Raw genomic sequence first — 26,552 nt, 5'->3', positions numbered from 1 at the left:
TATTGTTCATTACTATTCAATGCTAATTTACTGTCCATATGTATCGGGTTTTAGCCCTGTACGTTTCTGAAGGCTCGAGCTTTGTAGATGGAAATGTCGGTTCATGAACGGCATTCGGAAAATTTTGTGTTTCGAGACAAAGGGCCATATGCTTTTGCGTCTCACATCCCCGAATCGTCATGTTTGCATCCATTTGATTTCCAGAATAAAACACGACTGCTTTCTGATCCGTTTCAATCGTCAAAGTCCGGCCTGATACCGGCTCTGTTACAATAATTTCCTGATTAAAATTCTCATCCAGCACAAGCGGGTGATCAAACCCGTTTCCGCCTATTTTTATTTGCTTATCATCAGAATGAATGCCCGATGCAAGCGTCTTTTTGCTTCTGAAGTCAAAAGCCGTTCCTTCAACAGAAGCCAGTTCGCCTGTTGGGATCAAGTTGTCTTTTAATGGAAGGTAACGGCTTGCTTTCAGCTGCAATTCATGATCTACTACCGATTTGCTAAGGTCTCCGTTTAAATTAAAGTAGGAATGATTCGTCATGTTAACAATTGTTGCCTGGTCGGTTGTTCCTTCGTATTCAACCTCGAGTGTATCATCTTCAAGCAGCCGGTAGACGACTTTTAATTCAAGTGTTCCAGGAAAACCACCTTCAAGATGAGGACTTGTACGCGTGAAGACAAGCTCCTGATTTTCACCAACGGTTCCCTTCCATATCCTTTTATCAAATCCCTGTTCTCCGCCATGAAGGGTGCTTTCCCCCTCATTTGCTTCGAGGTCATACGATTTCCCATTCAGCTCAAAAGCAGCCTTGTCGATCCTGCCAGCCACACGGCCAATCACAGCACCAAAGTATGGAGACTGAGTAAGGTACGGGTCAAATTCATCAAATCCGAGTACGATATTTTCATAGACTCCGTTTCGATTCCGTGCTGTCCACTTCGTAATAATACAACCGTAATTTAATACCGTTACTTCCATGCGATTGCTGTTTTTCATGGTGTATTGAATGATTTTTTCTCCATTATGTTCAGCCAATTCATGAGTTTTGATAAGATTCATTGGTTTCCCTCTTTTCAATTAAAGTAATTCCATTTTATCCTACTAATACCTTCTATGCCAAAATCTCATGAGCTCCTTCACCAACATTAGCTGTATAAAACGAAGCGTCCAGGCCGCATTTTTCTTTATAATGGTCATTTAACTGGTTCATAAAGTCTTTCAGATGTTTATTTTTAACGATTGCGATCGCACATCCCCCAAAGCCTGCACCCGTCATTCTGGCGCCGATCACTCCATCCTGCTTCCAGGCAAACTCGACGATTGTATCCAGCTCTTTTCCGGTTACTTCGTAGTCATTTTTTAATGAGCGGTGTGATTCATTCATTAAATGGCCGACCGCCTTCAAATCTCCTGACTTAAGCTGCTTCAGCGCTTTTTCAGTCCTTTCGTTTTCATAGATTACGTGGCGGGCCCGCTGAACAAGCGTTTGGGTTGAAAGATATTGCTTAAACTGCTCAAACTCAGCAGAAGATATTTCACCCAACGCATCTGCTCGGACATAGGTCTGCATTTCTTTTAATGCCTGCTCACATTCGGCTCGTCTTTCATTATATTTAGATGAAGCCAGCTCTCTTCTTTTGTTTGTATTGATAATGACAATCTGTTCATCTTGTAATTGAAGGGGAGCGTACTCATAATCCAACGTGTCGCAGTTTAACCAGATTGCATGGCCTTTTTTGCCCATCCCGATTGCAAACTGGTCCATAATCCCGCTGTTAACACCGATGTATTCATTTTCTACTTTTTGACACAGCTTAATTAATTCAATCCGGTCTATCTCAAATTCAAACAGTGTCTGAAGCATGACCCCTGTGGCTAATTCGATAGAGGCTGAAGAAGAAAGTCCGGCTCCATTCGGAATGTTTCCATAGAATAATACTTCAAATCCAGTAGTAATTTTCTGGCCATTTTCTAGTAAGAACTTCGTCACTCCCGAAGGATAATTCACCCAGCCTTTATTTTCATCATACTCAAGGTCGTCTAATGATCGTTCAATGACGCCCTCTTCCTTGAAATTCAAGGAGATCATGCGGATTTTCCGGTCATTCCGTTTCCTTGCCAATGCGTATGTACCATTTGTAATGGCTAACGGGAATACATTTCCCCCATTGTAATCCGTGTGTTCACCTATTAAATTAATTCGGCCCGGAGCAAAAAAGTATTGCTCTGCGTTTGTATGAAAATAGTCATTAAATGAGTTCCTCAGCGATTCCAGTTCCATCGCAAACCCTCCTTCATCTTTCTTCATCTCATCCGCTCATTTGAAAACGATTACAACTTCATTTTAAGTTAAATTCAGTTAAAGTCAATAAATATACTAATTTTTTTAGTAAAAAATATAGATAGATATATCTATTATCCATTCCTAATTCCTCTTCAGATCCTATATTACAAAAGAAGAAAAAGTAATAAATTGTCAGAAATATCGCTCTATTAATCTCTTAAGCTTTCTACTAACCTATTAATAGTTAATGCATAATCCAATTAATATTTTTAGTTAACTCTTTAATTAATTAACTAAAAATTAGTAAGGGGTCTTATAATAAATGTAATCGAAGAAATCGTTAACTCGCTGAACGATTCTCAGGAAGAGGTTCAAGTAGATATGCAGATTGTGCCGCAGTTAGAGAATTATACGAAAGTCATGTCAGACCCGGCAACGCTCAATACAGAAAGAGTTGAGCTGTCACGCCCTGAATTTGAATGGGAGACAAGAGGCGGTTCTCCATCCATCAATGAAGGTCCTCAGATTCTTGAATCCGAAGATCATACCCATATCGTATTTTCAGGAAGCGGCAGCTGGAGCGACTTTTACAACCTTGGAATTTTGACTGACCGTAAGGATTCTGATTTATTGGACCCTGCATCATGGAGCAAAAAAGAAGAACCTGTATTCCAAAGCGGCAATGGCGTTTTTGGACCTGGACATGCCTCTTTTACGAAGTCGCCGGATGATTCAGAGGACTGGATTGTCTATCATGCCGCCAAAGCTGAAGGATCCGGATGGAGCCGCAATGTACGCATGCAGCCGTTCACATTCGATGAAGAAGGCAATCCTGAATTTGGCGAACCTATCGCTGCAGACGAATCTATTCCTCTGCCTGCGGGAAGCGAGGAAAAAATATACAGGATTACTGGAGAAGAAATGGAGTCCGAAGCAGCGCGTGAAGAGGATCTTATTCGTTTGACTGCTGGAGATTCTGTTCAATTTAAATTTGATGCTCCTGAAGACGGGACGTATACTCTTTATCTTTATGGAGAAAATCAACAGGAGGTTTCATTAACTGGGACCATTCAGGAGGAATCACCTTTTAAAGTTTTTAAGGCAGCCAACGATGGTTCTGCCGAATCATTTGGCATGACATATACCACAGTCGAGCTTGAAAGCGGGTCAAATACCATTAATCTTGAGGTTCAAAGCGGAGATATTCTGCTGTATCATGTAGATCTGAGGGACTAAAAAGTTGCCAAAACGCATGAGGAAAAGACGGTCAGCTGAAGTAAAGAGCTGACCGTCTTTTTTAGGCAGAAACTTATTGTTCTTTCTCTTCCACACTACTAATCTCCTGATTTGTCAACGTCCCCTGATGAAAATAAAGCTGCCATCTGCCGTCGATTTTTTTCCAAATGGAACTGCGAAGCGTATTGCGCTGTGTAGTATGATTTGCTATAAGATAGGTGGAGAGCATCAGACTTTCTGAAAGAGGATGGATTTCGTATTGATGGATGGACATTTCGGCTTGTGATACTCCATCATCCAGACACTCCTGCTTTGTAAACATGCTGCCGGAACTGCCGATCTCAAAAAAGTCATCCGCCAGAATTTTGTCCAGTTCTTCTCTGCTTTTCCGTACTTCCGGATTAATATGCCATTCTTCTAGTTCTCTAAATTTACTTATTAATAATTCGTTCACGTATACTCCTCCTTTCCTCAGTTGGATTTCGTTCCCAGTCCCTTTTAATCCTTCTTTCATCTAAAAAAAGCCTCATGGGTTTCCCATGGGCTTATTTTAGCGGCTAACTCACCAGCATTCTGATGGCGATGCCTATTAAAATACTTCCGCCGATTACTTCACTGTAGCGGCCGACTGTATGTTTCAGTACTTGTCCTATTTGAAGACCGATTAAGGTCATAAAGCTCGCAAAAAAGCCAAATAAAATGACGGCGATCCAGGTTTCGGATTGATTGATGCCAAGTGAAATTCCTACGGATAAACTATCTACACTGACTCCAAATGCAAAGACAATCCAACGCACCCATGACATCATCATAACAGGGACCGTTCTGCCCACCATTCCAGAACGAATCATCTGCAGACCGACTGCAATCAGCAGTGCCACCCCGACCCAGCTGATGGTGTGAGAAAGCGCACCTCCAATTAAAATACCGATAATTGGCATAATGATATGAAACAGCCCAACAAGCATACTGCCGCTCCATTTTTTCCGATTGGTTACTCCCTGTGAGCCTATCGCAATACTTGCTGAAAAAGCATCCATCCCAAGACCAATGGCCAGCCAAATAATGAGGTCCACAACATCCCCCTCTCCCCTTGCACCTACATTGACTTTATGCGTTTAGCTGAAAATGAAGAACACACCAACTGCATTTCCTATAGCACTACATCTCTCTCAGGGAAGCTGTTTAGAATAATGTTTCAAAATAAAAAAAGCTCCTAAAATCAGAAGCTTGTTGGATCGTTCTTTTCAATCAGCCATTTATGACCTGCTGCTTTGACGAGACGGTTCATAATGGCAACCCCAATCCCTCTCAGTTCCACACTTTGCGCAAGGATAATGTCAACGGCTTCGTTATCAAAAGCGCGAATGCTATCGTAAAGTGAGTGAGCGGTTGTGGATAAATCGTCTTCACTTCCGCATGCCACCATAAAATCAGCCTGCATATGGCTGATCGTTTCCATGGGAGCCAAGAGACCGACTTTTTTTCCATCCTGCTGAAAGGATACGATGGTTTCCTGCAGCCATAGATCCGACCCTTTCGTGATATATAAAGGAGCCACCGGGGCGTAATGTGTATATTTCATTCCTGGTGATCTCGGCTGTTCGGCTTGTTCGTCCAGGGACGGGTCCACATCCACAGGACCGATGCAGGCTGTAAGCTGTTCATAGGAAATGCCCCCCGGCCGCAGGATCATCGGAGGTGTGACCGTACAATCAAGCACAGTGGATTCAACTCCTACACCGGTCTCCCCTCCATCCACAATACCTGAGATCCTGCCGTTTAAATCGTGATAAACGTGCTCTGCAGAAGTGGGACTCGGTTTGCCGCTCCGGTTGGCACTAGGGGCTGCAATAGGCTTTTGAGCAGCCTCTATTAAAGCAAGCGCGACTGGGTGATCAGGCATGCGGATGCCTACCGTATCCAGTCCTGCTGTCACCTTTTCTGAAAAGACGCCCTCTTTTTTTGTAAAAATCAGCGTGAGCGGACCGGGCCAAAATTGCTCAATCAGGGCTTGGGAAAGGTTATCCACATGCTGAACGAGATCGGAGAGTTGGTTGGTGGAGTAGATATGAACAATCAGAGGGTTATCAGAGGGTCTTCCTTTCGCTCTAAAAATACCGCTGACAGCCTGGTCGCTCGTTGCATCCGCACCAAGTCCGTATACTGTCTCTGTGGGGAAGGCAATTGTATGACCATCGCGTAATAATTGTGCTGCTTTTTTAATCTGTGGATAATCATTATTTTTATCCACATTTTTATCCACACTCCACATCGTGGTATTCATGTGAATCAACTCCTAAACTATTTTATAAATTTACGTTATTCTTTACGTTTAAAGTGAATTTTTTTAATATACTGTGGAGGTCTCTCAAATTATTAGTATATTATACTTGTTTTAATCAACAGTGTTGTCACAGTTGTCCACAAAGTGTGTATAACTTTCTCTGTATTGTGCACAACTTTGTGAATAAATCAGTTTAATTCTGACTTATCCACTAATTAACGAGCAAGTCCCATCCTTTTTGAAACCAGTTGACGATTATGGAATCTACTACCACTTCTTCGTCACGCAGATCTTTTTTAGGGGATAAGTCTGATTCACAGTCTTTTTCCTCCTCCACATCTGCGGCTTTTGCTTTTTTAATCAGTACTTGTCCACATAGATCCGGGAAAATAGAACACCACCAGTTTGTCCCCTGGCCCTCTCCAAGTGTAACGATCACTGTATCGAAGACACCTTCAGCATACACACCATCCTCCGTGTGTTTCTCAGGAAAACGGTGCTTTTCAAATCGCACAGTAGCAGAATAAGTAAAACCGTTTGCTTCTAGTTCTTGTTGAACGAGCTTTTCCCACTTTTCCACATGACTATCAAACTTTTCACTGAGTTCTTCTCTTTCCCACAGTTTATCTCCGGCAAGTGTTTGAAGAATTTGATCCTGAACAAGAAGATAAACCGATTCTTTTATAGCAAGATCCTGTACTTCGTCACTGTTGGCAAGTACCCGAAAACGGATATCCTGGTCTGCATGAGCTTCTGCTGTCTGCACTGGGACTAATAATGAACTTGATAGAATCGTTGCGATCAGCCACTTTGTTTTCATCGTCGTTCCTCCACAAGGTTTGTTACACGTCATTGTGGACGAACTTATTCTTTTTTAAACATGAGGCGAAAGTCGACAAAATACCATGCGATCTTTTCCATTTATATCATAGACGACCTCAACATGATCGTTTGGAAAAGATTCAGCGAGCAGCGCAGACACGATTTCCCCTTGCCCTGCACCAACTTCAAAGCCGACAAGCCCCGGCCGATTCATCCGCTCCGGAAGCTGTTCACACATTTTCCGGTACAGGATCAATCCTTCTTCGTCTGCAAAAAGAGCAAGATGCGGCTCGTGATCCACCACGACCTCAGACATCGACGTAAGGTCGCTGTGCGGAATGTAAGGCGGATTTGAAAGCACCAGATCGAAGGTTTGTTCAGGCTTTAAAGAAGAAAACAGGTCACTTTGAATCAACTCAATCTTTGCATTTAAATTTTCTGCGTTCTCTTTTGCTACACGGAGTGCATCATCTGAAAGGTCAGCCCCTGTCACCGTCCAGGACGGCCGTTCGAGCTTCAATGTCACAGCGATGATTCCGCTGCCGGTTCCGATATCTGCAGCTGTTACCTTTTGATCGGTTGCAAATATGGAATCACATCGCTCGAGTGCATAATATATCAGTTCTTCTGTTTCAGGGCGCGGAATTAACACATCCCGATTCACACGAAAAGTCCGGCCGTAGAATGACTCTGAGCCAATGATGTGCTGAACGGGAATTCCTTCAGCATGTTTCTGGATGGCCTCTTCAAAAAGGGAGAAATCTTCTTCCTCAACTCCCTCACGCAATTGCATATAAAGCTGGGTCCGGTCCAGTTTTAGAACAAATCGTAATAAAAACTCTGCAGCAAATGGCTCGCGGTTATGTTCTTCTAAATAAGAAGAAGCCCAATTAAGGGCCTCATAGAGTTTACAGGTTGTCGCCATTATTCATGGACTCCATTCTGGCTGACTGTTCTTCCATAATCAGCGCTTCAATCACTTCATCCATTTTACCTTGGAGGATTTGATCAAGCTTTTGAATGGTCAAGCCGATTCTGTGGTCGGTTACACGGTTTTGCGGGAAGTTGTAGGTGCGGATTCGCTCTGAACGGTCACCGGAACCAACGGCCGATTTACGAACAGCATCATACTCCGCCTGTGCTTCCTGCTGAAATTTGTCGTACACTCGGGCACGAAGCAGCTTCATTGCTTTTTCTTTGTTTTTGATTTGAGATTTCTCATCCTGAATGGATGCAACTATTCCTGTAGGAACGTGTGTTAACCGGACGGCAGACATGGTCGTATTAACAGACTGCCCCCCTGGTCCGCTTGAAGCAAATGTATCCACGCGAATGTCTTTTTCGTGGATCTCGATCTCCACTTCCTCAGTTTCGGGAAGGCATGCCACAGTCGCCGTTGATGTGTGAATACGTCCGCCGGATTCTGTTTCAGGAACACGCTGTACGCGGTGAGCCCCATTTTCAAATTTCATATGAGAGTAGGCGCCATTTCCATTTATGATAAAAATAATTTCTTTGTAGCCCCCAACACCTGTTGAGCTGGCTTCAATGACTTCAATTTTCCAGCCGCGCGATTCAGCATATCGGCTGTACATGCGATATAAGTCCCCGGCGAATAAAGCCGCTTCATCTCCTCCAGCTGCTCCACGGATCTCCATGATTACGTTTTTATCGTCATTCGGATCTTTAGGAATTAAAAGAACATGAAGTTTTTCTTCCAGCTGCTCAATTTCTTTAGCGAGCTCATTCACTTCTTCCTTCACCATTTCGCGCATGTCAGCATCAAGCTTCTCATTCAGCATTTCTCTGGCTTCTTTATGCTGCTGGTACACTTCTTTATATTGACGGTAGGTTTCAACCGTTTCAGTCATATCGGACTGTTCCTTTGAATACTCACGAAGTTTATTCGTATTGTTTACTATTTCAGGGTCACTCAGCAATTCATTTAGCTTATCGTAGCGGTCTTCTACCGCTTGTAATCGATCAAACATCTCTCTTCACCTCTTTAGTTAGTATATCCGATGGCTGATGGGTAGACAATGATTTTAACGGAAATGGGCGGTTTGCCTGATACTTCCGCTTAGCAAACTTTTCTTTACACGAAAAGAACTCCCCTGAAAAAGAGAGTCACTTTATAAAATAATCCGGTAAATAAACTGCTTATGTTTGAGGCCGCTTAAGAATTTTATACCCATAAGAAGGCAGCACGACAGATTCCGGTACAGGTTTTTCATCGAGCAAGTCGATATACATTTCTTTTTCAAGCTGGAGCGTCTGAGACTGATTTGTAAAGTTCATCAGAAAAATAAATTCATTTTCGCCATCACAGCGCTTTTGAGCAGTCACGCCATATGGAAGTTCGGTTTCAATGGTTCTTTTAATTTTATGCTTGCGGATGATAGACAGAAGAAAGTCAGCGTAAAATGGTTCCTGATTTCGTGACGCAGCATAATAGGCGGTTCCGTTTCCAAAATGATTCTCGGTTATTGCAGGGCGGCCCTGATAAAAATCTTGCTCATAATAAGCAATCGCTTCTGCTCCTTCAAGGTGGATCAATTCACACAATTCATGCGCTTCGTACATTCCCGTTAATCCAAGTGAATTATTGTCTGTCAAACTGATTTGATTTTTTTCATGATCATATAAAGCATCGATTTCTTCGGACCAGATGCCAAGCGTTTTGCGGAGTGGTCCGGGAAATCCGCCTAAAAAACAAAGGTCGTGTTCGTCCACGATTCCTGACCAGTAGGTGGTGACAAAAATACCGCCTGCTTCTACAAAGGCTTCTATTTTTTCTCCTGCTCCCGCCCTCAGCATATAAAGCATCGGAGCAATTACCAATTTGTAGCTGGATAAATCGCATTCCATGTCAATGATATCAACGGGTATTCCTTCGTCCCATAATGGTTTGTAATGCCGGCGGATCTGCTCCTCATAGTGCATTCCGCTATTGCGCGGACCCTGCGCGTCATTGATGGCCCATCTATTTTCCCAATCAAACAGAATGGCTGTTTCCGGCTGAACCGAGGTCCCAACGACCTCATCCAGTTTTTGAAGCACGCCGCCAAGCTGGGATACTTCTTGAAACACCCGTGTATTTTCGCTGCCGTAATGGTCTACAACCGCACCGTGCAGCTTTTCACTCGAGCCTCTGCTTTTGCGCCACTGAAAATATTGAACGGTATCGGAGCCGTGCGCCACAGCCTGTATAGACGAGAGCGCGTGCATGCCGGGCTTTTTCAGTTTGCTCACCTCCTGCCAATTCGTTGCACTTGGCGTACTTTCCATGAGCATGAATGGCTGGCCGTTTTTGATGGATCGCTTTAAATCATGAAGAAGCGAAAACCATGCAGCAAGCTTACTTTCGTCCCTTTCATCGTGCCAGGTTGGGTAGGCATCCCAGGACACCACATCCACCGACTCTTTAAATTTCCAATAATTAAGACCTTCATATGCTTCCATGAAGTTTGTCGTTACCGGCAGATCCTGACTGTGCTTTTTTAAGGCGTTCACTTCATGATTAAAAAAATCCAGGGTTTGGTCTGTCACAAAGCGCTTCCAATCCAGGTTCATGCCGTGCACAAAATTTTCACCATGCGGGGCAGGAGACTCCACCTGCGACCAGTCAGTAATTGTATGGCTCCAAAAGGTTGTCCACCAGGCATGATTTAACTCTTGTAAAGAAGTGTATCTTTTTTGGAGCCATTCCCGAAATGCATTCTGACAGTAAGTGCAATGACAATCTCCGCCATATTCATTTGAGATATGCCAGCCAATAACAGCGGGATGATTCCCGTACCTCTCTGCCAGTTTCGTGTTTATAACCTCTATTTTTTCCCGGTAAATGGGCGACGTATAACAGTGATTATGTCTGACACCATGTAAATTGCGCACTCTGTTTTTTTCTACACGGAGCACTTCTGGATATTTTTGCGACATCCAGGCCGGTCTCGCTCCACTTGGCGTGGCAAGAAATGCAAACAGTCCATTCTCTGCAAACGTATCAAGTACATGATCCAGCCATTTGAAATCAAATGTGCCCTCCTTCGGTTCAAGCATTGCCCATGAAAAAATGCCGACGGACATCACATTGCAATTAGCCAGCTTCATTAAACGGATATCCTCTTCAAACACCTCAGGATACTCAAGCCACTGTTCCGGATTATAATCTGCTCCGTGAAGCATCCTCGGAACCTTAGAACTTATCGGTGGAAATACTGTCATCACACTCATCCTTTCTGGTTAAAGCGCTTACTTTTTCCTTTTTAGCTCTCCCGTTAAAAGGGATTTATATGTATCTTTTTTTGGTTATCCACAAACTACTGTAAAATCAGTTTACCACATCTATCCTGTTTCTTTGTTTATCTTATTAAGAGGTACCTGTACATTCTTTTTTTACAAGAAAGATTTTCGCAGGCGGAAGGTAACGTCCGATGATTGATTGGGAACTTAGAGAAAAGAAAAAAGAACGGCATCTTCAAGCCGTCCCTTTTTTGATTTCTTTATTTTGAAGTTGAGGTTTGAGAAACGGTTACGCCTGTCGGAACTTCATGGTGGTGTCGGCAGCGGGGCTCATAGGCCTCAGATGCTCCTACTAATATGACCGGATCATCGTAGCCTGCCGGCCGGCCTTCAATCAGACGCTGCGTTCTGCTTGCCGGTGAACCGCATACCGCGCACACTGCCTGTAATTTTGTTACTTGCTCTGCCAGTGCCATAATATGAGGCACAGGTCCAAACGGCTCTCCTTTAAAATCCTGATCAAGACCGGCAGCCACGACACGGTAGCCCTGGTCAGCCAGCTGAGTAATGACATCTATGATGCCGTGGTCAAAAAACTGAACTTCATCGATCGCAATCAGATCTGCCTTCGCGGTTACCTGTTCAAGAATTTCAGAGGAATCCTCAACCGGTACTGCGATCACAGAGGCTCCATTATGGGAGACAATGGCCTCTTCACTATACCTGTCATCCAGTTTTGGCTTAAAAACTAATATATGCTGTCTGGCAAACTGTGCTCTTCGAACCCTTCGGATCAATTCCTCTGACTTCCCTGAAAACATACTGCCGCAAATAACCTCAACCCAACCTGTCTGTTTCATTACATACACCAGAAATCAGCTCCTTCCTTGCTGTTGCTCTTGCTTTACAGCACTAAAGGGGCCTGGCCCCTTTAGTGGTTTACATCACTGCCTATCTTTGCTCATGCCACACATCTTTAACTGAAAAGATCTATGTAAAAAAGAAAAGAATGAGCTCCTTGCTTTTTTTGTCCGCAGGAGTCATTCGCCTGTTGTTTCATTGCCTGTTATTCATTTTAAGGGCTTGATTATTAAGCGGCAAGGGGTTTTTTTGACCCTTTTCGACGTTGTTTTTCTTTATTTTCCCCAATTTGACCGTAAAAAAACAGGCAAGAAGTTTCTTGCCTGTTCTGATATTACTGTTGCTTAAGACCGTATTTTTTGTTGAAGCGATCAACACGGCCATCCGCTGCTGCGAATTTCTGACGGCCTGTGTAGAATGGGTGACATTCCGCACATACCTCAACGCGAATGTCTTCTTTCACAGAACCAGTTTCAAATTCGTTACCGCAAGTACATGATACTTTTGCGAGTTTGTAATTTGGATGAATTCCTGCTCTCATCTCTTTCATCTCCTTCCGCCCTGAACCATCTGGAACAGAGTAAGTACTTACTATACTACCATGTAGTCATGCGCTGTACAAGCACAATGCTTACATTATATCAGGGGTACATCGGTTAATCAATACAAGTTATTTATTTCGTGAGGAACCGTTGGACTGATGGGTCTTCATCTCGTCTGTCAGCGTATCAAAAAATTCATCATTAGTTTTGGACTGGCGCAGTTTACGCAGGAAACGTTCAGCGAAATCATGCGAATCAGACAGCGCACGACGGATGGCCCAAAGCTTGTCCAAATGGCCGGCCGGTACGAGAAGCTCTTCTTTGCGCGTACCGCTTCGTCGGATATCGATCGCCGGGAAAATACGGCGTTCAGCCAGGTTGCGGTCAAGGTGAAGCTCCATATTTCCTGTTCCCTTGAATTCTTCATAAATGACTTCGTCCATACGGGAACCGGTGTCCACAAGAGCTGTGGCAAGAATGGTTAAGCTGCCGCCTTCTTCAATATTCCGCGCTGCACCAAAGAAGCGCTTCGGACGATGAAAGGCTGCAGGATCAATTCCTCCTGAAAGAGTACGTCCGCTTGGCGGGATGACAAGATTGTAGGCACGCGCAAGCCGGGTAATGCTGTCCATCAGGATGATAACATCGCGCTTATGCTCCACTAAACGCATGGCCCGTTCAAGGACCAGCTCAGCTACTTTAATGTGATTTTCAGGAACTTCATCAAAGGTAGAGCTTACTACGTCCGCCTGAACAGAACGTTCGATGTCCGTTACTTCCTCCGGACGCTCATCAATCAAAAGAACGATTAATTCTGCTTCAGGATGGTTCGTGGTAACGGAGTTGGCAATTTCTTTTAACAGCATGGTTTTACCAGCTTTTGGCGGTGCAACAATAAGTCCCCGCTGACCAAATCCAACAGGCGAAACAAGATCCATGATTCGAGTAGAAAGGGATTTCGGTTGTGTTTCCAATGTGATCTGACGGTCCGGATAAAGCGGAGTCAGAGCAGGGAAATGAACACGTTCCTTTGAGGTTTCCGGATCATCTCCATTTACCGCTTCAACATGAAGAAGTCCAAAATACCGTTCATTCTCTTTTGGCGGGCGTACTTTCCCTGATACCTTGTCCCCATTTCTCAGATCAAATCTGCGGATCTGGGAAGCTGAGATATAAATATCCTCTGAGCTTGGCGAATAATTAATCGGGCGAAGGAAACCAAAGCCTTCCGATTGAATGATTTCAAGAACGCCTTCCATGAAAAAGAAGCCTTCCTGCTCTGCACGGGATTTTAAAATTGAAAAGATCAGTTCTTTTTTTGTCAGTTTACTATAATAGGACACCCGATATTCTTTAGCTAATTCATATAACTCTTTTAGCTTCATATTATCAAGTGACGACATTTTTAATTCTTCCATAAGGACACCACACTTTTTAAATTTTCAGTTCTCTAGCCATACGTTCTGCTGGTTTGGTAGTAAATAAGGGTAAGGGCGTGTTGCTAGAAGAAAAGAGGTTGAATGATTAAAACGTTGAAAAAACATGAAGATTTTTTAAGCCATATCTATTCTACCTTTTATTAGGCAGACAAGCAATCAAAAAAAGAAAAGAGCTTCGATTGGCCTGCAAATCCGAAGCTCGTGGTCTGTTTAGAAGGATGCTTTGTTTTTAAAAATGGATCTATTGCTACAGATAATGCCTATTCTTAACGGATAAGGACTGCATTATACAATACAGACTTGTTCCTTTTACGATTTCATTACAAGATTCGGTTTTTTATTTAAACTGTGATTTCCTTCAATAAATCGAACAGTGCCGGACTTGGCACGCATAACAAGGGAGTGTGTTTCACCGTATGTGGCTTTAAACTGAACCCCTTTTAAAAGCTCCCCGTCCGTCACACCTGTAGCAGCAAAAATCGCATCGTCCCCGCGCACTAAATCCTCCATTAACAGCACTTTATTAACGTCAAGATTCATGGCACGGCACCGGTCCGCTTCTTCATCATTTTGAGGAAGCAGTTTTCCTTGGATTTCTCCACCGAGACATTTTAAACCAACAGCTGCAATGACGCCTTCAGGTGCGCCACCTGAACCAAACAGGATATCCACACCCGTCGCATCAAACGCTGTATTAATGGCACCCGCTACGTCGCCATCTCCAATCAGTTTGATTCTTGCCCCTGCGCTGCGAAGTTCTTCAATGATTTTAGCATGGCGATCCCGATTCAAAATCGTTGCCACCACATCTTCAATATTTTTGTTTTTTGCTTTTGCCACTGCTCTAAGATTGTCCAATACAGACGCATTAATATCAATTTGACCAACGGCTTCAGGACCGACAGCGATTTTATCCATGTACATATCCGGCGCATTCAGCAAATGACCATGATCAGCTACGGCTAAAACGGCAATAGCATTCCATCCTCCTGATGCGACAATATTAGTGCCTTCAAGAGGATCTACCGCAACATCCACTCTGGGTCCATATCCTGTGCCAAGCTTTTCCCCAATGTAAAGCATGGGTGCCTCGTCCATTTCCCCTTCTCCAATAACAACTGTGCCTTTCATTGGAATGGTGTCGAATACGTCTCTCATAGCAGTGGTCGCCGCATCATCTGCTTCATTTTTTAATCCGCGCCCCATCCACCTTGCAGATGCAAGGGCTGCTGCTTCAGTTACACGAACAAGCTCCATCGATAAACTGCGTTCCATCTTTCCATCCCCTTTACCTTGTTTCTCGGGGATTAGTATAACACATTACAGGTCTAATGTGTCATACTTTTGAAGCTATTGATTTTTCACCTGTTCAAGCTCTTCTTCTGTCATGGCTTCACGCCAGATCACAGCGCCAAGTCCTGTAAGCTTTTCAATGAGGTCACTGTAGCCTCTGTCTATATGCTCAAGACCCGTTACTTCCGTGACGCCCTCTGCCATCAGTCCTGCAATGACAAGTGCTGCACCTGCCCGCAAATCGGAAGCTTTCACCCGGGTGCCTTGCAGTTTGGAAGGTCCATATACAATGGCAGAGCTTCCTTCAGTTTTGATGTTCGCATTCATTCTTCTTAATTCATCAATATGTTTAAAACGTGCAGAATAAATCGTATCGGTTACTAAAGCAGTCCCTTCTGCTTTTGTTAGAAGAGCCGTCATAGGCTGCTGGAGATCAGTTGGAAACCCTGGATAAACCAGCGTCTTGATATCCACTGACCGGAGTTTATCTGACTTTCCAATGTAGATGTCTTCATCACTTTCTTCAATCGGTACACCCATTTCCCGCAGTTTGGCTGTGAGGGACTCCATATGAAGCGGGATCACATTTTCAACCGTCAGTCCGCCTCCGGCCGCTGCTCCCAAAATCATATATGTACCTGCCTCGATCCGGTCCGGTATAATGGTGTGTCTAGTTCCCGAAAGTGAATTTACGCCATCAATTCGAATGATGTTGGTTCCCGCTCCTTTGATTTTTGCTCCCATATTATTTAACAGGGTGGCTACATCAATAATTTCAGGTTCCTTCGCTGCATTCTCAATCACGGTTTGGCCAGTGGCCCGGACAGCTGCAAGCATAATATTAATGGTGGCGCCAACACTAACCACATCAAGGTAGATTCTTGCACCTTTTAATTCATCCGCTCTAAGATATATGGCTCCCTGCTCGTTTGTAACGGTTGCTCCAAGGGCTTCAAAGCCTTTAATATGCTGATCGATCGGACGAGGTCCAAGATGGCAGCCTCCAGGCAGTCCAATGGCTGCTTTTTTAAAGCGTCCCAGCATGGCTCCCATCATATAGTAGGAAGCCCGCAGTTTTTTTACACGGCCGCTTGGCAATGGCATCGCAACCATGCCTTCCGGGTTTACATGCATTTCTCCGTCATTGACTGTTACCTCTCCACCGATTTCTTCGAGAAGCTCTTTCAGTGTCTGAACATCTGAAATATCAGGAAGACCTTCAATAACGGTTGGTGAATCAGCTAAAATGGTTGCTGGAATTAGTGCCACAGCGCTATTCTTAGCACCGCTTACTTTAATTGTGCCTTTTAAAGGGTGGCCCCCTTCAATCTTAAGTTTTTCCATCGTAAAGCTCCTTCCCCTGTTCCATTAAGCGCAATTGAGCCGGTTTTTATAGAACGGCTACATCGCGTATTTGATCGCACACTCGAGACTAAACTATCTTTTCCGTTAGTGTGCGCACTCTTCTTTCGAATCATGTGAAAGAATTGAGTAAACAGGTAAAAAATTTATTTCTGTTTGTTCCAGTCGTTTAAAAATGCTTCAATTCCTGAATCGGTTAATGGATGATTAAATAATTGCTTTAATACTTTTATTGGGCAGGTAGCAATATGCGCGCCATTTAGCGCTGCCTGGGTAACATGTTGAGGATGGCGAATGGACGCGGCAATGATTTCTGTGTCAATATCATGTATTGCAAAAATATCAGATATTGTATTGATCAGCTGCATGCCGTCATGTCCAATGTCGTCCAGTCTTCCAAGGAAAGGAGATACATATGAAGCACCTGCACGGGCTGCCAGCAGCGCCTGATTCGCATTAAAGATCAGTGTCACATTCGTTTTAATGCCTTTCTTTGCAAACGCAGCCGTCGCTTTTAAGCCGTCTGGTGTCATGGGGACTTTAACCGTAATGTTTGGGGCGATCTCAGCCAGTTTTGTTCCTTCTTCGATCATGCCTTCTGCTTCCAACGAGATGACTTCTGCACTGACAGAACCTTCTACAAGCTCCGTGATTTCTTTCAGCCGGTCATGAAACGATATGTTTTCTTTTGCCACCAGCGATGGGTTCGTTGTGACCCCCGACACAATCCCCCAGCTGTGTGCTTCTGTTATTTCATCCATATTAGCTGTATCAATAAAAAATTTCATTTTATCCCATCTCCCCTTGTTGGTTTACATAGTTCAAATTTTCAAAATACGGTATGTACAGGAAAAGCTGACCCTGTGAAATTGCCAGTTCTAATTGAAAAGGCATGGTTTTGCCATGCTTGTCCTTTATCCTTTAGTACCTGGTTTACTTCCCAGTGTCAGCTTTTATCCCTCAGTACGGCTGCAAACATTCATCTGCTGTTCGTGACGATGATGCTCAGCCCAACTGCAGTCCCCTGTATTTCTTATGCCTGGTTTGAAGAACCAAACTCACGCATTTTCCCTGCAACAGTCGTTTTAATCGCTTCACGAGCAGGTCCAAGATATTTACGCGGATCATACACTTCAGAATCGTTCGCAAGCACTTCACGGACTACTTTTGTAGAAGCAATCTGATTTTCAGTGTTTACGTTGATTTTTGCTGTTCCGTATGAAATCGCTTTTTGGATATCTTTTGTTGGAATTCCAGTACCTCCGTGAAGAACGATCGGAACTTGTGCTTCGCGGCCGATTTGTTCCATTTCAACGAATCCAAGGTTTGGTTCACCTTTGTAAGGACCGTGAACAGAGCCAAGCGCCGGAGCCAATGTATCAATTCCAGTACGTTCTACAAGCTCTTTACATTCAATTGGATCTGCATAGATCACGCCGTCTGCAATGACGTCATCTTCCTGTCCTCCGACAACTCCAAGCTCAGCTTCAACAGAAACGCCTTTAGAGTGTGCATACTCAACCACTTTTGAAGTGATTTCGATGTTTTCTTCGAATGGTCCGTGAGACGCATCGATCATAACAGATGTAAAGCCTGCATCAATTGCTTCTTTACATTTTTCGAAGCTTGAACCGTGGTCCAGGTGAATCGCAACTGGAACTGTGATTTTCAGATCTTCCAAAAGACCTTCAACCATTTTTACAACGGTTTTAAAACCGCTCATATAACGTGCTGCACCTTCAGAAACACCCAGAATAACAGGTGATTTTTCTTCTTCAGCTGCTTGAAGAATTGCTTGAGTGTACTCAAGATTATTCAGGTTAAATTGTCCTACAGCATATCCTTTTTCTTTTGCTGTATTCAACATGTCTGTCATTGATACTAATGGCATAATCGAAACTCCTCCTTGAAATATGTGTTTAATCACACACTGCTGCACAAAAAAATTTTCATGCACTCAGCATCTATTTTCCATAGTATCATACCAAAAGAAACAGCATTTGACTATGCTTGCGCCTCACCTGGTAAAAGAAACAAAATTCGGGATATTCCTACTTATCACCCTGTATGCTGTAAATATTTTTTTACAAGCTGTCGAATGTCCTCAATGTCAAAAGGCTTCGCAATATGCGTAAGCGCTCCCAAATCTTTCGCTTCCTGAATCATATCCAGTTCACCATATGCAGTCATAATAACAACTTTAATGTCTTCACGCTGTTTTTTCATTCTTTTCAGGATCTCGATTCCGTCCATGCCGGGGATTTTCATATCGAGCAAAACAAGATCCGGATGCTCATTCAGTAAAGAAAGTGCTTCGTAGCCGTTCGCCGCCTGAAACGTTTTATACCCCTCTTTATTCAGCACTTCATTTAACAAAATCCGAATGCCGAACTGGTCGTCCACGATTAAAATCTTTTCCTCCACGATCTCCCACCTCTTTAACCAGATTATCCCTTTTCTATGTATCTCTTTGTTTTTATTTTCACCCTGTATTATGGTACATTCTACAAATAAAGTACAGTTCCTTCTTTGGGGCTGGAATATGAGTAAAAACCTTATTACATAATTCGACAAAAATAATGGGGGAATGAAATTTATGTTAAAAATGTTTACCACGCAGCTATCGGGTCTTTTCTCCCGGCTGCATGGAAAAGAAGAACTGTTAATGGAGGATGCTGCCCGCCTTCTTGCTCAGGCTGCTGTCGGTGAGGGCACGATTTATATTAAGGGCTTTGAAGAAATGCAGGGTGTTGCAGAGGAAGCTCTGAACGGGGAAGAGCCGATGGCATGCGCCCTGCAACTCCAGAATGTTGAAGATCTAGATGGTGCTGACCGCGTGCTGATTATAACGAGGCGTTCTACAGATGAACCTGCCCTTTCGCTTGGAAAAAAGCTTCAGGACAAGCAAATTCCGTTCACTGTCATTTCAGGTGTGGTGAAAGACGCTGAAAATGATTTAACAAGCCTTGCCGATGTTCATTTAAATACTCAGCTGGTGAAAGGCATGCTGCCAGATGAAGATGGAAGCCGGTTTGGTTTTCCGTCCCTGATGGCTGCATTGTATTTGTATCATGGCCTCAAGTTTTCGCTTGATGAAATGATTATTGAAAATGAATAGACAAAAAAAGAGGTTGGGACAAATTGTCTCAACCTCTTTGACCGGTTCGCTGCGCTTCAGACGTACGCTTTCCGCAGGGACGGTTGCTTGAGCCTCTCCAGGCCCTTGCCCTGGATAGTCTCAAGCAACTGTCAAATCCTGCAGGAGTCACCACCTTCCGCTCCGCTCACCCTCTTACAAATGCTATAAACTGCATCATCTTATGACACCTATCACGCAGCTCTACTTTAATGCTGATTATCGTTTAAGTGTTGCCTGTACAAAATCCCTGAACAGCGGCTGCGGGCGCGTTGGACGGGAAGTGAATTCCGGATGGAACTGGCAGGCTACAAACCATGGGTGGTCTGCAAGTTCGATAATTTCCACTAAACGGCCATCCGGGCTTGTTCCTGAGAATAGGAATCCTTCTTTTTCCATTTTCTCGCGGTACTGGTTATTAAATTCAAAACGATGGCGGTGACGCTCGTATACAACTTCTGAGTTATACGCTTCACGTGCTTTCGTTCCACCATTCAGTTTACATGGGTAAAGACCAAGACGCAGGGTTCCTCCAAGATCTTCGATATCTTTTTGCTCAGGAAGCAAATCAATGATTGGAAAAGGAGTAACCGGGTTAATTTCTGCTGAGTGTGCACTCTCAAGTCCAAGTACATTTCTTGCAAATTCAACAGATGCCAGCTGCATGCCAAGGCAAATCCCGAAAAACGGCATTTTCGTTTCACGCGCGAAACGAATTGCTTCCATTTTCCCTTCAATTCCCCGGTCTCCAAATCCTCCAGGTACCAGAATGCCATCCACATCGCTTAACTCTTCTGCAATATTTTCTGCGTTCAGCAGCTCAGAATTGAGCCATTTGATTTCTACGTCTACATCAAATTGATAGCCTGCATGCTTTAATGATTCTACAACCGAAATGTAGGCGTCCTGCAGCTCCACATATTTACCAACGAGGGCAATTCTTGTTTTACCGGACAGATTTCGAACCCGGTCTACAAGTTCATTCCACTCCGTCATTTCAGGCTCACGCACATCAAGTTTCAAATGTTCGCATACGATGCTGTCCATTCTCTGCGCCTGCAGGGCAAGCGGCACAGCATATAATGTATCAGCGTCAGCTGCTTCAATGACTGAAGCTTCGTCGATATCGCAAAATAGAGCGATTTTATCTTTCATGTCTTGTGAAATCGGCATTTCTGTCCGCACCACAATAATATTCGGCTGGATTCCAAGGCTGCGCAGCTCTTTTACACTATGCTGCGTCGGCTTTGTTTTCATTTCACCTGCTGCCTTAATATAAGGGACCAGCGTACAGTGAATATACATAACATTGTCACGGCCGACATCACTCTTGATTTGACGGATCGCTTCAAGGAAAGGAAGTGACTCGATGTCTCCCACTGTCCCCCCAATTTCCGTGATCACTACATCCGCATTTGTTTCACGGCCCGCACGGTAAACACGTTCCTTCAGTTCGTTGGTAATATGAGGGATAACCTGCACTGTGCCGCCAAGATAATCGCCCCGGCGCTCTTTTTTCAAGACAGTAGAATAAATCTTCCCTGTCGTAACATTGCTGTATTTGTTCAGGTTAATATCGATAAAACGCTCGTAATGGCCTAAGTCCAGATCGGTCTCTGCACCATCATCTGTTACAAATACCTCGCCGTGCTGATAAGGACTCATCGTTCCAGGGTCCACGTTGATGTAAGGATCAAATTTTTGAATGGTTACATTTAACCCTCTGTTTTTTAATAGACGTCCAAGGGATGCAGCTGTAATCCCTTTTCCGAGTGATGAAACTACGCCGCCTGTCACGAAAATATACTTTGTCATGCTTTTTCTCCTTTCGATGATGCCTGTATAATTTAAAATAGGCTTTAACGCCTCATAATAAAGGTGGGAGTTCAATCCATATTGAACGAATAATGACCCGATCAACGTGCAATCGAGTCCTTTTAAAAAACAAAAAGCGCCCCCTCCTACGTTTAAAAACGCAAGGGAGCGCGAATATCTGCGATTGTTCCTTTTTCAAGGAGCCCAAATAAAATACTACCATCATTCGAAAAATAGTCAAGGATAAAAATAAAGACCTTGTCGAAAACAGGCGGATAAGCGGGCATTATTTATCTTAACGTAAAAAAGCAGAAGTGCATGTCCGCGCTTCTGCCGTGAAGGATGTTATTTATTCTCGTCGTCCAAATCTTCTTCGTCTTCGTCTTCTTCGTCCTCATCAAGGTCAAAGTCATCATCTTCGATCAGCTCTTCATCGAAATCTTCGTCTTCATCTTCATCATCAATGTCATCGACATCTTCAAGGTCGTCGTCAAGCTCGTCATATACAAGGTCTTCTTCTTCATCATCAAGATCATCGTAATCAAGATCTTCGTCTGCAAGTTTTTTCTTTTTAGACTTGGATTTTAATTTTTTCTTCGTCTGAATTTCACTTGTTACATGCTCATCCTCTACCTGATCAAGCGGATACCATGTACGAAGCCCCCACTGGTCCTCGCCGATTGAAATAAAACGGCCATCCATATTGAGGTCCGTGTAAAATTGAACCATGTGTGATTTTACATCTTTATCAGTTAAGCCGAGAAGCTTCTTCCACTCATTTAACATTTCCTTAAACGACATCGTCGCATGACGGTCGACTAATAGGTAATGAGAAACTTCTATAAAAGAATATTCGCGGACTTCTTCTTTTGTAAGACTTTTAAGTTCCATTCCCTGCAACTCCTTTTTATCAAATATGCACGTATACTTCCTTTATCAATAACGCCTTTTTTCCTCATTGAAAGCATATTACCCATTATAACCAAAGTATCAGCTAAAATGCCATACCTACCCTTTTAAATTATCAATTAGTCGCTCGACGATTTTCGATATTTATCTTTTTTCATTTCTAAGTATGCCATGTAATAGAGTGCAAAAGATAAAATCAAAAGAGGAATTGCGCCAAGCATTCGACTGTAAAGTGTAAAGGTGATGACGATCATGAGGATTAATGTTCCATAGTACATAAGTGTTTTCGCCATCAGGGCCACTTCCTTTTCGGCTGGGGTTAGATTCCCTTTATTATAACCGAAAAAAAAACACCTGACGCAGGAATTCACCTTTCGTCAGGCAATTTACGAAGATTTTACATATTTCGACGGTATTGGCCGCCTACTTCATAGAGAGCGTGCGTAATTTGACCAAGACTTGCCACTTTGACCGTTTCCATCAGTTCAGCAAAAAGATTTCCACCGGCAACAGCGGTTGCTTTCAGCTTCTCCAATGCTTCTGCCGTTTCTTTATTGTGGGCATCCTGAAACACTCTTAAGTTCGTGATCTGGCTTTCCTTTTCTTCTCTGGTCGCACGTGCAAGCTCCATGCTGTCCATTTCTTCTTCAGAAGGCGGCGTCGGGTTTAAGTAGGTGTTCACGCCCACAATCGGGAGTTCTCCTGTATGCTTTTTCATTTCGTAAAACATGGACTCTTCCTGGATCTTTCCGCGCTGATACTGTGTTTCCATAGCGCCAAGTACTCCTCCACGGTCGTTAATGCGTTCAAATTCCTGGAGGACCATTTCCTCAACTAGGTCCGTCAATTCCTCCACAATAAACGATCCCTGAAGCGGATTTTCATTTTTGCTTAAGCCGTGTTCTTTTGTAATAATCATTTGAATGGCCATTGCCCGCCGCACTGACTCTTCTGTAGGGGTTGTAATGGCTTCGTCGTATGCATTTGTGTGAAGAGAGTTGCAATTATCCTGCAAAGCCATTAGCGCCTGCAGCGTGGTACGGATATCATTAAAGTCAATTTCCTGTGCATGCAGTGAGCGGCCAGATGTCTGTATATGATATTTGAGTTTCTGACTGCGCTCATTTGCTCCGTATTTGTCTCTCATGACGGTCGACCAGATTCGGCGTGCGACTCTTCCAATCACCGTATATTCAGGATCAAGTCCATTAGAGAAAAAGAAAGAAAGGTTTGGTGCGAACGCATTAATATCCATTCCCCGGCTTAAATAATATTCCACGTACGTGAAGCCATTGGCAAGAGTAAAAGCCAGCTGGGAAACAGGATTTGCACCGGCTTCTGCGATATGATAGCCCGATATGGATACAGAGTAATAGTTGCGCACTTTATGATCAATAAAATACTGCTGAATATCCCCCATCATTCTCAGCGCAAACTCCGTTGAAAAGATGCAGGTATTCTGTCCCTGATCTTCTTTTAAGATATCTGCCTGGACTGTTCCGCGAACGACCTGAAGCGTTTCTTCACGGACCGTGGTGAATTCGTCCATTGTTAACGTTCGGTCCAGCTCTTCTTCTTTTTTCCTGACCTGCTGATCTATTGCAGCATTCATAAACATCGCCAAGATGATCGGCGCGGGACCATTAATGGTCATCGAAACGGATGTGCTCGGTGCACAAAGATCAAAGCCCGCATATAGCTTTTTCATGTCGTCGAGTGTGCATATACTGACGCCGGATTCCCCGACTTTCCCGTAAATATCCGGGCGGTGATCCGGATCTTCTCCGTATAGGGTAACAGAGTCGAATGCTGTACTTAGTCTTTTTGCGTCATCATCTTTTGACAAATAGTGAAAACGGCGATTCGTCCGCTCAGGCGTTCCTTCCCCGGCAAACTGACGTTTCGGATCCTCGCCTTTTCGTTTAAATGGAAAGACGCCTGCTGTGTAAGGAAAAGAACCTGGAACGTTTTCTTTGTATACCCATTTTAAAATTTCACCATAATCTTGGTATTTAGGAAGTGAAACTTTTGGAATGGACAAACCGGATAAGCTTTTTGTCGTCAGCTCCGTTACGATTTCCTTACCACGGATTGTGGTGGTGAATTTGTCTTTTCCGTATAATTCCTTTTGATCCAGCCATCCTTCAAGTATTCTTTTAGATGAGTCGGAAAGCTGATCCCACACAGTTTTTCTAAGTGATTCAAGCGGCTGAAGAGTCTCTTCTGCTCCGCCTTCTTCTTTCAGGGCGGCGATGGCACCTTCAAGCTGGAAAAAGCGGCGTGCGAGTTTTACCTGATTGTCAGCGGTTTGATGATAGCGCCGCACTGTTTCAGCAATTTCCCGCAAATAATAACGCCGGTCATTTGGAATGATAACATTTTGTTTTTCAACATCAGCTGTGGTGGAAAAAGCCGTAGTCCAGCTGCTTGAAGTCTTTTCGCTGATGGTGTGCATAAGTGCAGCAAAGAGAGCGTTGGTTCCTGCATCGTTAAATTGGGAGGCGATCGTTCCATAAACAGGCATGTCATCCAAGTCGCGATCAAACAGCATATGGCTCCGCTGATATTGCTTCTGCACCTGACGCCTCGCATCTTCAGATCCCTTGCGTTCAAATTTATTGATGACAATTAGGTCTGCATAATCGATCATATCTATTTTTTCAAGCTGCGATGGCGCGCCGAATTCACTTGTCATCACATACATTGAGACATCTGCTATATCGGCTATTTCCGCATCGCCTTGTCCAATCCCGCTCGTTTCTACGATTATAAAATCAAACTTCGCAGCCTTTACAACGGAGATGGCGTCACGAATGGCGAGTGAAAGCTCACTTTTGGATCCCCGGGTTGCAAGGCTTCTCATGTAAACGCGATCCGAAAAAATGGCATTCATACGAATACGGTCCCCAAGTAGCGCACCGCCTGTTTTTTGCTTAGTAGGATCAATGGAAAGAATCGCAACTTTTTTGTCCGGTATCTCATTGATAAAACGCCGGATAAGTTCATCCGTCAGCGAGCTTTTTCCCGCTCCGCCAGTGCCCGTGATTCCGAGTACAGGCGCTTGCTGTTCAATGGTTTTTACCTCATTGACAATGGTCTGCCATTGTTCCTTTTGATCTGTCTGCTGCATGCGGTATTCAGCAAGTGAAATGAATTTGGATACTACAGGCGTCTTTCCGTTTTGTAGTTCTTCAAGCTGATGGGTCATGTCTGCACTGACAGTGGAAAAGTCACATTCCTCAAGCATTTGATTAATCATACCCTGCAATCCATGCTGTCTGCCGTCCTCCGGCGAAAAGATGCGCGCAATCCCATAGTCATGAAGTTCTTTAATTTCACGCGGGATAATGACGCCGCCACCGCCGCCATACAGCCGGATATGAGGTGCTCCACGTTCTTTCAGCAGGTCAAACATATATTTAAAATACTCAACATGTCCTCCCTGATAGGAAGAAATCGCAATCCCCTGTACGTCTTCCTGAATCGCTGCATTCACCACTTCCTCCACCGACCGGTTATGGCCCAGATGAATGACTTCTGCTCCGCTTGACTGTAAAATTCTGCGCATAATATTAATCGACGCGTCATGACCGTCAAATAAGCTCGAAGCGGTCACAAAACGGACCGGATGAACCGGTTTATAAATAACGGGTTCTTTCATTGCCATGTTTACTCCCCCTTTTTCACTCCTGCCTGGTAGCCTGTAATGCCCGACAGCAGAAGCTCTGTTTGCCGCTGAATATATTCATCAATCGTGTAGGCATGATGCAGCGCCCATCTTCGGAAGCCCCACATCTGCCCCTGAACGAAGATGTTTTGCGCCAGAAGATGCACCTGCTTTTCTTCCATTTCAAGCTCACCCTGCTCGACGCATTTTTGAATTAAGGTTTCAAACATTTTTACCATTTCAAGCTCTTTTTTCAGTACGTAAGGCAGCGCATCCTTAGAAAGGGACTTTGCTTCCTGATACATCACAAGCACTTCATCCTGCATTTCATCCACTACTTTAAAATAGTGCGCGATGCCGAGCGATAAATTTGAAATGGTTCCTGCATTCAGGTCCATGCCATGCAGCTGCGCCCGTACCTCATCATAAATCCGGTCACAGACCAGATACAGCACATCTTCTTTAGCCCGAATGTATTCGTACAGCGTTCCGATGCTGAAGCCGGATTCACGGGCGATTTCTCTTGTCGTCGTCCGATGAAATCCTTTTTGCTTAAAAAGCGCCACCGCTCCTTTAATCATCTGATCGCGACGCATTTCCACGAGCCGTTCATCTTTAACCGACGACTGTACTTCACGCCGTTTCTCCAAGCG

Annotated in this window: 24 protein-coding genes; 2 read left to right on the top strand and 22 right to left on the bottom strand. The window is 43.9% G+C overall.

Annotated elements, in window-relative coordinates; translation table 11 throughout:
• Window positions 1–22: 22 nt before the first annotated feature.
• Together ACQCT8_RS00420 and ACQCT8_RS00415 are read right to left on the bottom strand one after the other, a co-directional pair.
• The gene (locus tag ACQCT8_RS00420; RefSeq protein ID WP_426867729.1) at window positions 23–1,063 is read right to left on the bottom strand and encodes an aldose epimerase family protein; all 1,041 of its coding nucleotides are present in this window, start codon (window positions 1,061–1,063) and stop codon (window positions 23–25) included.
• Between the two features lie 52 nt (window positions 1,064–1,115).
• Window positions 1,116–2,285 (bottom strand): galactokinase, encoded by a 1,170-nt coding sequence (locus ACQCT8_RS00415; protein ID WP_426867728.1) that lies wholly within the window; start codon window positions 2,283–2,285, stop codon window positions 1,116–1,118.
• Window positions 2,286–2,669: 384 nt separating this feature from the next.
• Here ACQCT8_RS00415 and ACQCT8_RS00410 point away from each other — a divergent pair, with 384 nt between their 5' ends.
• Window positions 2,670–3,524 carry a family 43 glycosylhydrolase gene (locus ACQCT8_RS00410; protein WP_426867727.1) on the top strand — a complete coding sequence of 285 codons (855 nt, stop codon included), beginning with the start codon at window positions 2,670–2,672 and terminating at the stop codon, window positions 3,522–3,524.
• A 73-nt stretch (window positions 3,525–3,597) separates the two neighbouring features.
• Here ACQCT8_RS00410 and ACQCT8_RS00405 read toward each other — a convergent pair whose 3' ends face one another.
• From ACQCT8_RS00405 to ACQCT8_RS00335, 15 genes are all read right to left on the bottom strand, one after another.
• Window positions 3,598–3,978, bottom strand: coding sequence for a DUF4440 domain-containing protein (locus ACQCT8_RS00405; RefSeq protein WP_426867726.1), 381 nt, complete (start codon window positions 3,976–3,978; stop codon window positions 3,598–3,600).
• A 103-nt stretch (window positions 3,979–4,081) separates the two neighbouring features.
• Entirely contained in the window at window positions 4,082–4,600 is a 519-nt protein-coding gene (locus ACQCT8_RS00400) for a manganese efflux pump MntP family protein (protein ID WP_278239874.1), read from the bottom strand.
• Window positions 4,601–4,746: 146 nt separating this feature from the next.
• Window positions 4,747–5,811, bottom strand: a complete 1,065-nt coding sequence (locus tag ACQCT8_RS00395; protein ID WP_426867725.1) for an L-threonylcarbamoyladenylate synthase — start codon at window positions 5,809–5,811, stop codon at window positions 4,747–4,749.
• Window positions 5,812–6,022: 211 nt separating this feature from the next.
• A complete protein-coding gene (locus tag ACQCT8_RS00390) occupies window positions 6,023–6,631 on the bottom strand; it encodes a stage II sporulation protein R (protein WP_426867724.1) in 609 nt (202 codons plus the stop codon).
• A 54-nt stretch (window positions 6,632–6,685) separates the two neighbouring features.
• Window positions 6,686–7,558 carry a peptide chain release factor N(5)-glutamine methyltransferase gene (prmC, locus tag ACQCT8_RS00385; RefSeq protein WP_426867723.1) on the bottom strand — a complete coding sequence of 291 codons (873 nt, stop codon included), beginning with the start codon at window positions 7,556–7,558 and terminating at the stop codon, window positions 6,686–6,688.
• Window positions 7,542–8,624 (bottom strand): peptide chain release factor 1, encoded by a 1,083-nt coding sequence (gene prfA, locus ACQCT8_RS00380; RefSeq protein ID WP_426867722.1) that lies wholly within the window; start codon window positions 8,622–8,624, stop codon window positions 7,542–7,544. Before prfA ends, prmC begins: the two co-directional genes overlap by 17 nt.
• Before the next feature lie 169 nt (window positions 8,625–8,793).
• Window positions 8,794–10,857, bottom strand: a complete 2,064-nt coding sequence (locus tag ACQCT8_RS00375; RefSeq protein ID WP_426867721.1) for a beta-galactosidase — start codon at window positions 10,855–10,857, stop codon at window positions 8,794–8,796.
• A gap of 278 nt (window positions 10,858–11,135) precedes the next feature.
• Window positions 11,136–11,744, bottom strand: a complete 609-nt coding sequence (locus tag ACQCT8_RS00370) for a thymidine kinase (protein WP_426867720.1) — start codon at window positions 11,742–11,744, stop codon at window positions 11,136–11,138.
• Window positions 11,745–12,070: 326 nt separating this feature from the next.
• Window positions 12,071–12,277 carry a 50S ribosomal protein L31 gene (gene rpmE / locus ACQCT8_RS00365; protein ID WP_041053330.1) on the bottom strand — a complete coding sequence of 69 codons (207 nt, stop codon included), beginning with the start codon at window positions 12,275–12,277 and terminating at the stop codon, window positions 12,071–12,073.
• Window positions 12,278–12,406: 129 nt separating this feature from the next.
• Window positions 12,407–13,696, bottom strand: a complete 1,290-nt coding sequence (gene rho, locus ACQCT8_RS00360; protein WP_426867719.1) for a transcription termination factor Rho — start codon at window positions 13,694–13,696, stop codon at window positions 12,407–12,409.
• Window positions 13,697–14,026: 330 nt separating this feature from the next.
• On the bottom strand, window positions 14,027–14,992 hold the full coding sequence (gene glpX, locus ACQCT8_RS00355; RefSeq protein WP_426867718.1) for a class II fructose-bisphosphatase: 966 nt from the start codon (window positions 14,990–14,992) through the stop codon (window positions 14,027–14,029).
• A gap of 75 nt (window positions 14,993–15,067) precedes the next feature.
• Entirely contained in the window at window positions 15,068–16,354 is a 1,287-nt protein-coding gene (locus ACQCT8_RS00350) for a UDP-N-acetylglucosamine 1-carboxyvinyltransferase (protein WP_426867717.1), read from the bottom strand.
• A gap of 164 nt (window positions 16,355–16,518) precedes the next feature.
• Window positions 16,519–17,160: a fructose-6-phosphate aldolase gene (gene fsa / locus ACQCT8_RS00345; protein ID WP_426867716.1), complete on the bottom strand. Its 642-nt coding sequence runs from the start codon at window positions 17,158–17,160 to the stop codon at window positions 16,519–16,521.
• A 245-nt stretch (window positions 17,161–17,405) separates the two neighbouring features.
• Window positions 17,406–18,263: a class II fructose-bisphosphate aldolase gene (locus ACQCT8_RS00340; protein WP_426867715.1), complete on the bottom strand. Its 858-nt coding sequence runs from the start codon at window positions 18,261–18,263 to the stop codon at window positions 17,406–17,408.
• A gap of 167 nt (window positions 18,264–18,430) precedes the next feature.
• Window positions 18,431–18,799 (bottom strand): response regulator, encoded by a 369-nt coding sequence (locus ACQCT8_RS00335; RefSeq protein WP_426868280.1) that lies wholly within the window; start codon window positions 18,797–18,799, stop codon window positions 18,431–18,433.
• 169 nt (window positions 18,800–18,968) lie between these two features.
• On the opposite strand from ACQCT8_RS00335, the gene ACQCT8_RS00330 reads away from it, so the two are divergent.
• Window positions 18,969–19,490 carry a DUF2529 domain-containing protein gene (locus ACQCT8_RS00330; protein WP_426867714.1) on the top strand — a complete coding sequence of 174 codons (522 nt, stop codon included), beginning with the start codon at window positions 18,969–18,971 and terminating at the stop codon, window positions 19,488–19,490.
• A gap of 237 nt (window positions 19,491–19,727) precedes the next feature.
• On the opposite strand, the gene ACQCT8_RS00325 is transcribed toward ACQCT8_RS00330, so the two are convergent.
• The 5 genes from ACQCT8_RS00325 to ACQCT8_RS00305 form a co-directional block, all read right to left on the bottom strand.
• Complete coding sequence (locus tag ACQCT8_RS00325; protein WP_426867713.1) at window positions 19,728–21,323, bottom strand: CTP synthase; 1,596 nt, start codon at window positions 21,321–21,323, stop codon at window positions 19,728–19,730.
• A 345-nt stretch (window positions 21,324–21,668) separates the two neighbouring features.
• Window positions 21,669–22,214: a DNA-directed RNA polymerase subunit delta gene (gene rpoE, locus ACQCT8_RS00320; protein ID WP_426867712.1), complete on the bottom strand. Its 546-nt coding sequence runs from the start codon at window positions 22,212–22,214 to the stop codon at window positions 21,669–21,671.
• A gap of 137 nt (window positions 22,215–22,351) precedes the next feature.
• Window positions 22,352–22,525, bottom strand: coding sequence for a hypothetical protein (locus ACQCT8_RS00315; RefSeq protein WP_278239858.1), 174 nt, complete (start codon window positions 22,523–22,525; stop codon window positions 22,352–22,354).
• 104 nt (window positions 22,526–22,629) lie between these two features.
• Window positions 22,630–25,893 carry a fused isobutyryl-CoA mutase/GTPase IcmF gene (gene icmF, locus ACQCT8_RS00310; RefSeq protein WP_426868278.1) on the bottom strand — a complete coding sequence of 1,088 codons (3,264 nt, stop codon included), beginning with the start codon at window positions 25,891–25,893 and terminating at the stop codon, window positions 22,630–22,632.
• 8 nt (window positions 25,894–25,901) lie between these two features.
• Window positions 25,902–26,549, bottom strand: coding sequence for a TetR/AcrR family transcriptional regulator (locus ACQCT8_RS00305; protein ID WP_278239857.1), 648 nt, complete (start codon window positions 26,547–26,549; stop codon window positions 25,902–25,904).
• Window positions 26,550–26,552: the final 3 nt, after the last annotated feature.

Source organism: Jeotgalibacillus proteolyticus, from assembly GCF_050107735.1.
Lineage (GTDB): Bacteria > Bacillota > Bacilli > Bacillales > Jeotgalibacillaceae > Jeotgalibacillus > Jeotgalibacillus proteolyticus_A.
This window is presented reverse-complemented; position numbering and strand designations above follow the sequence as displayed.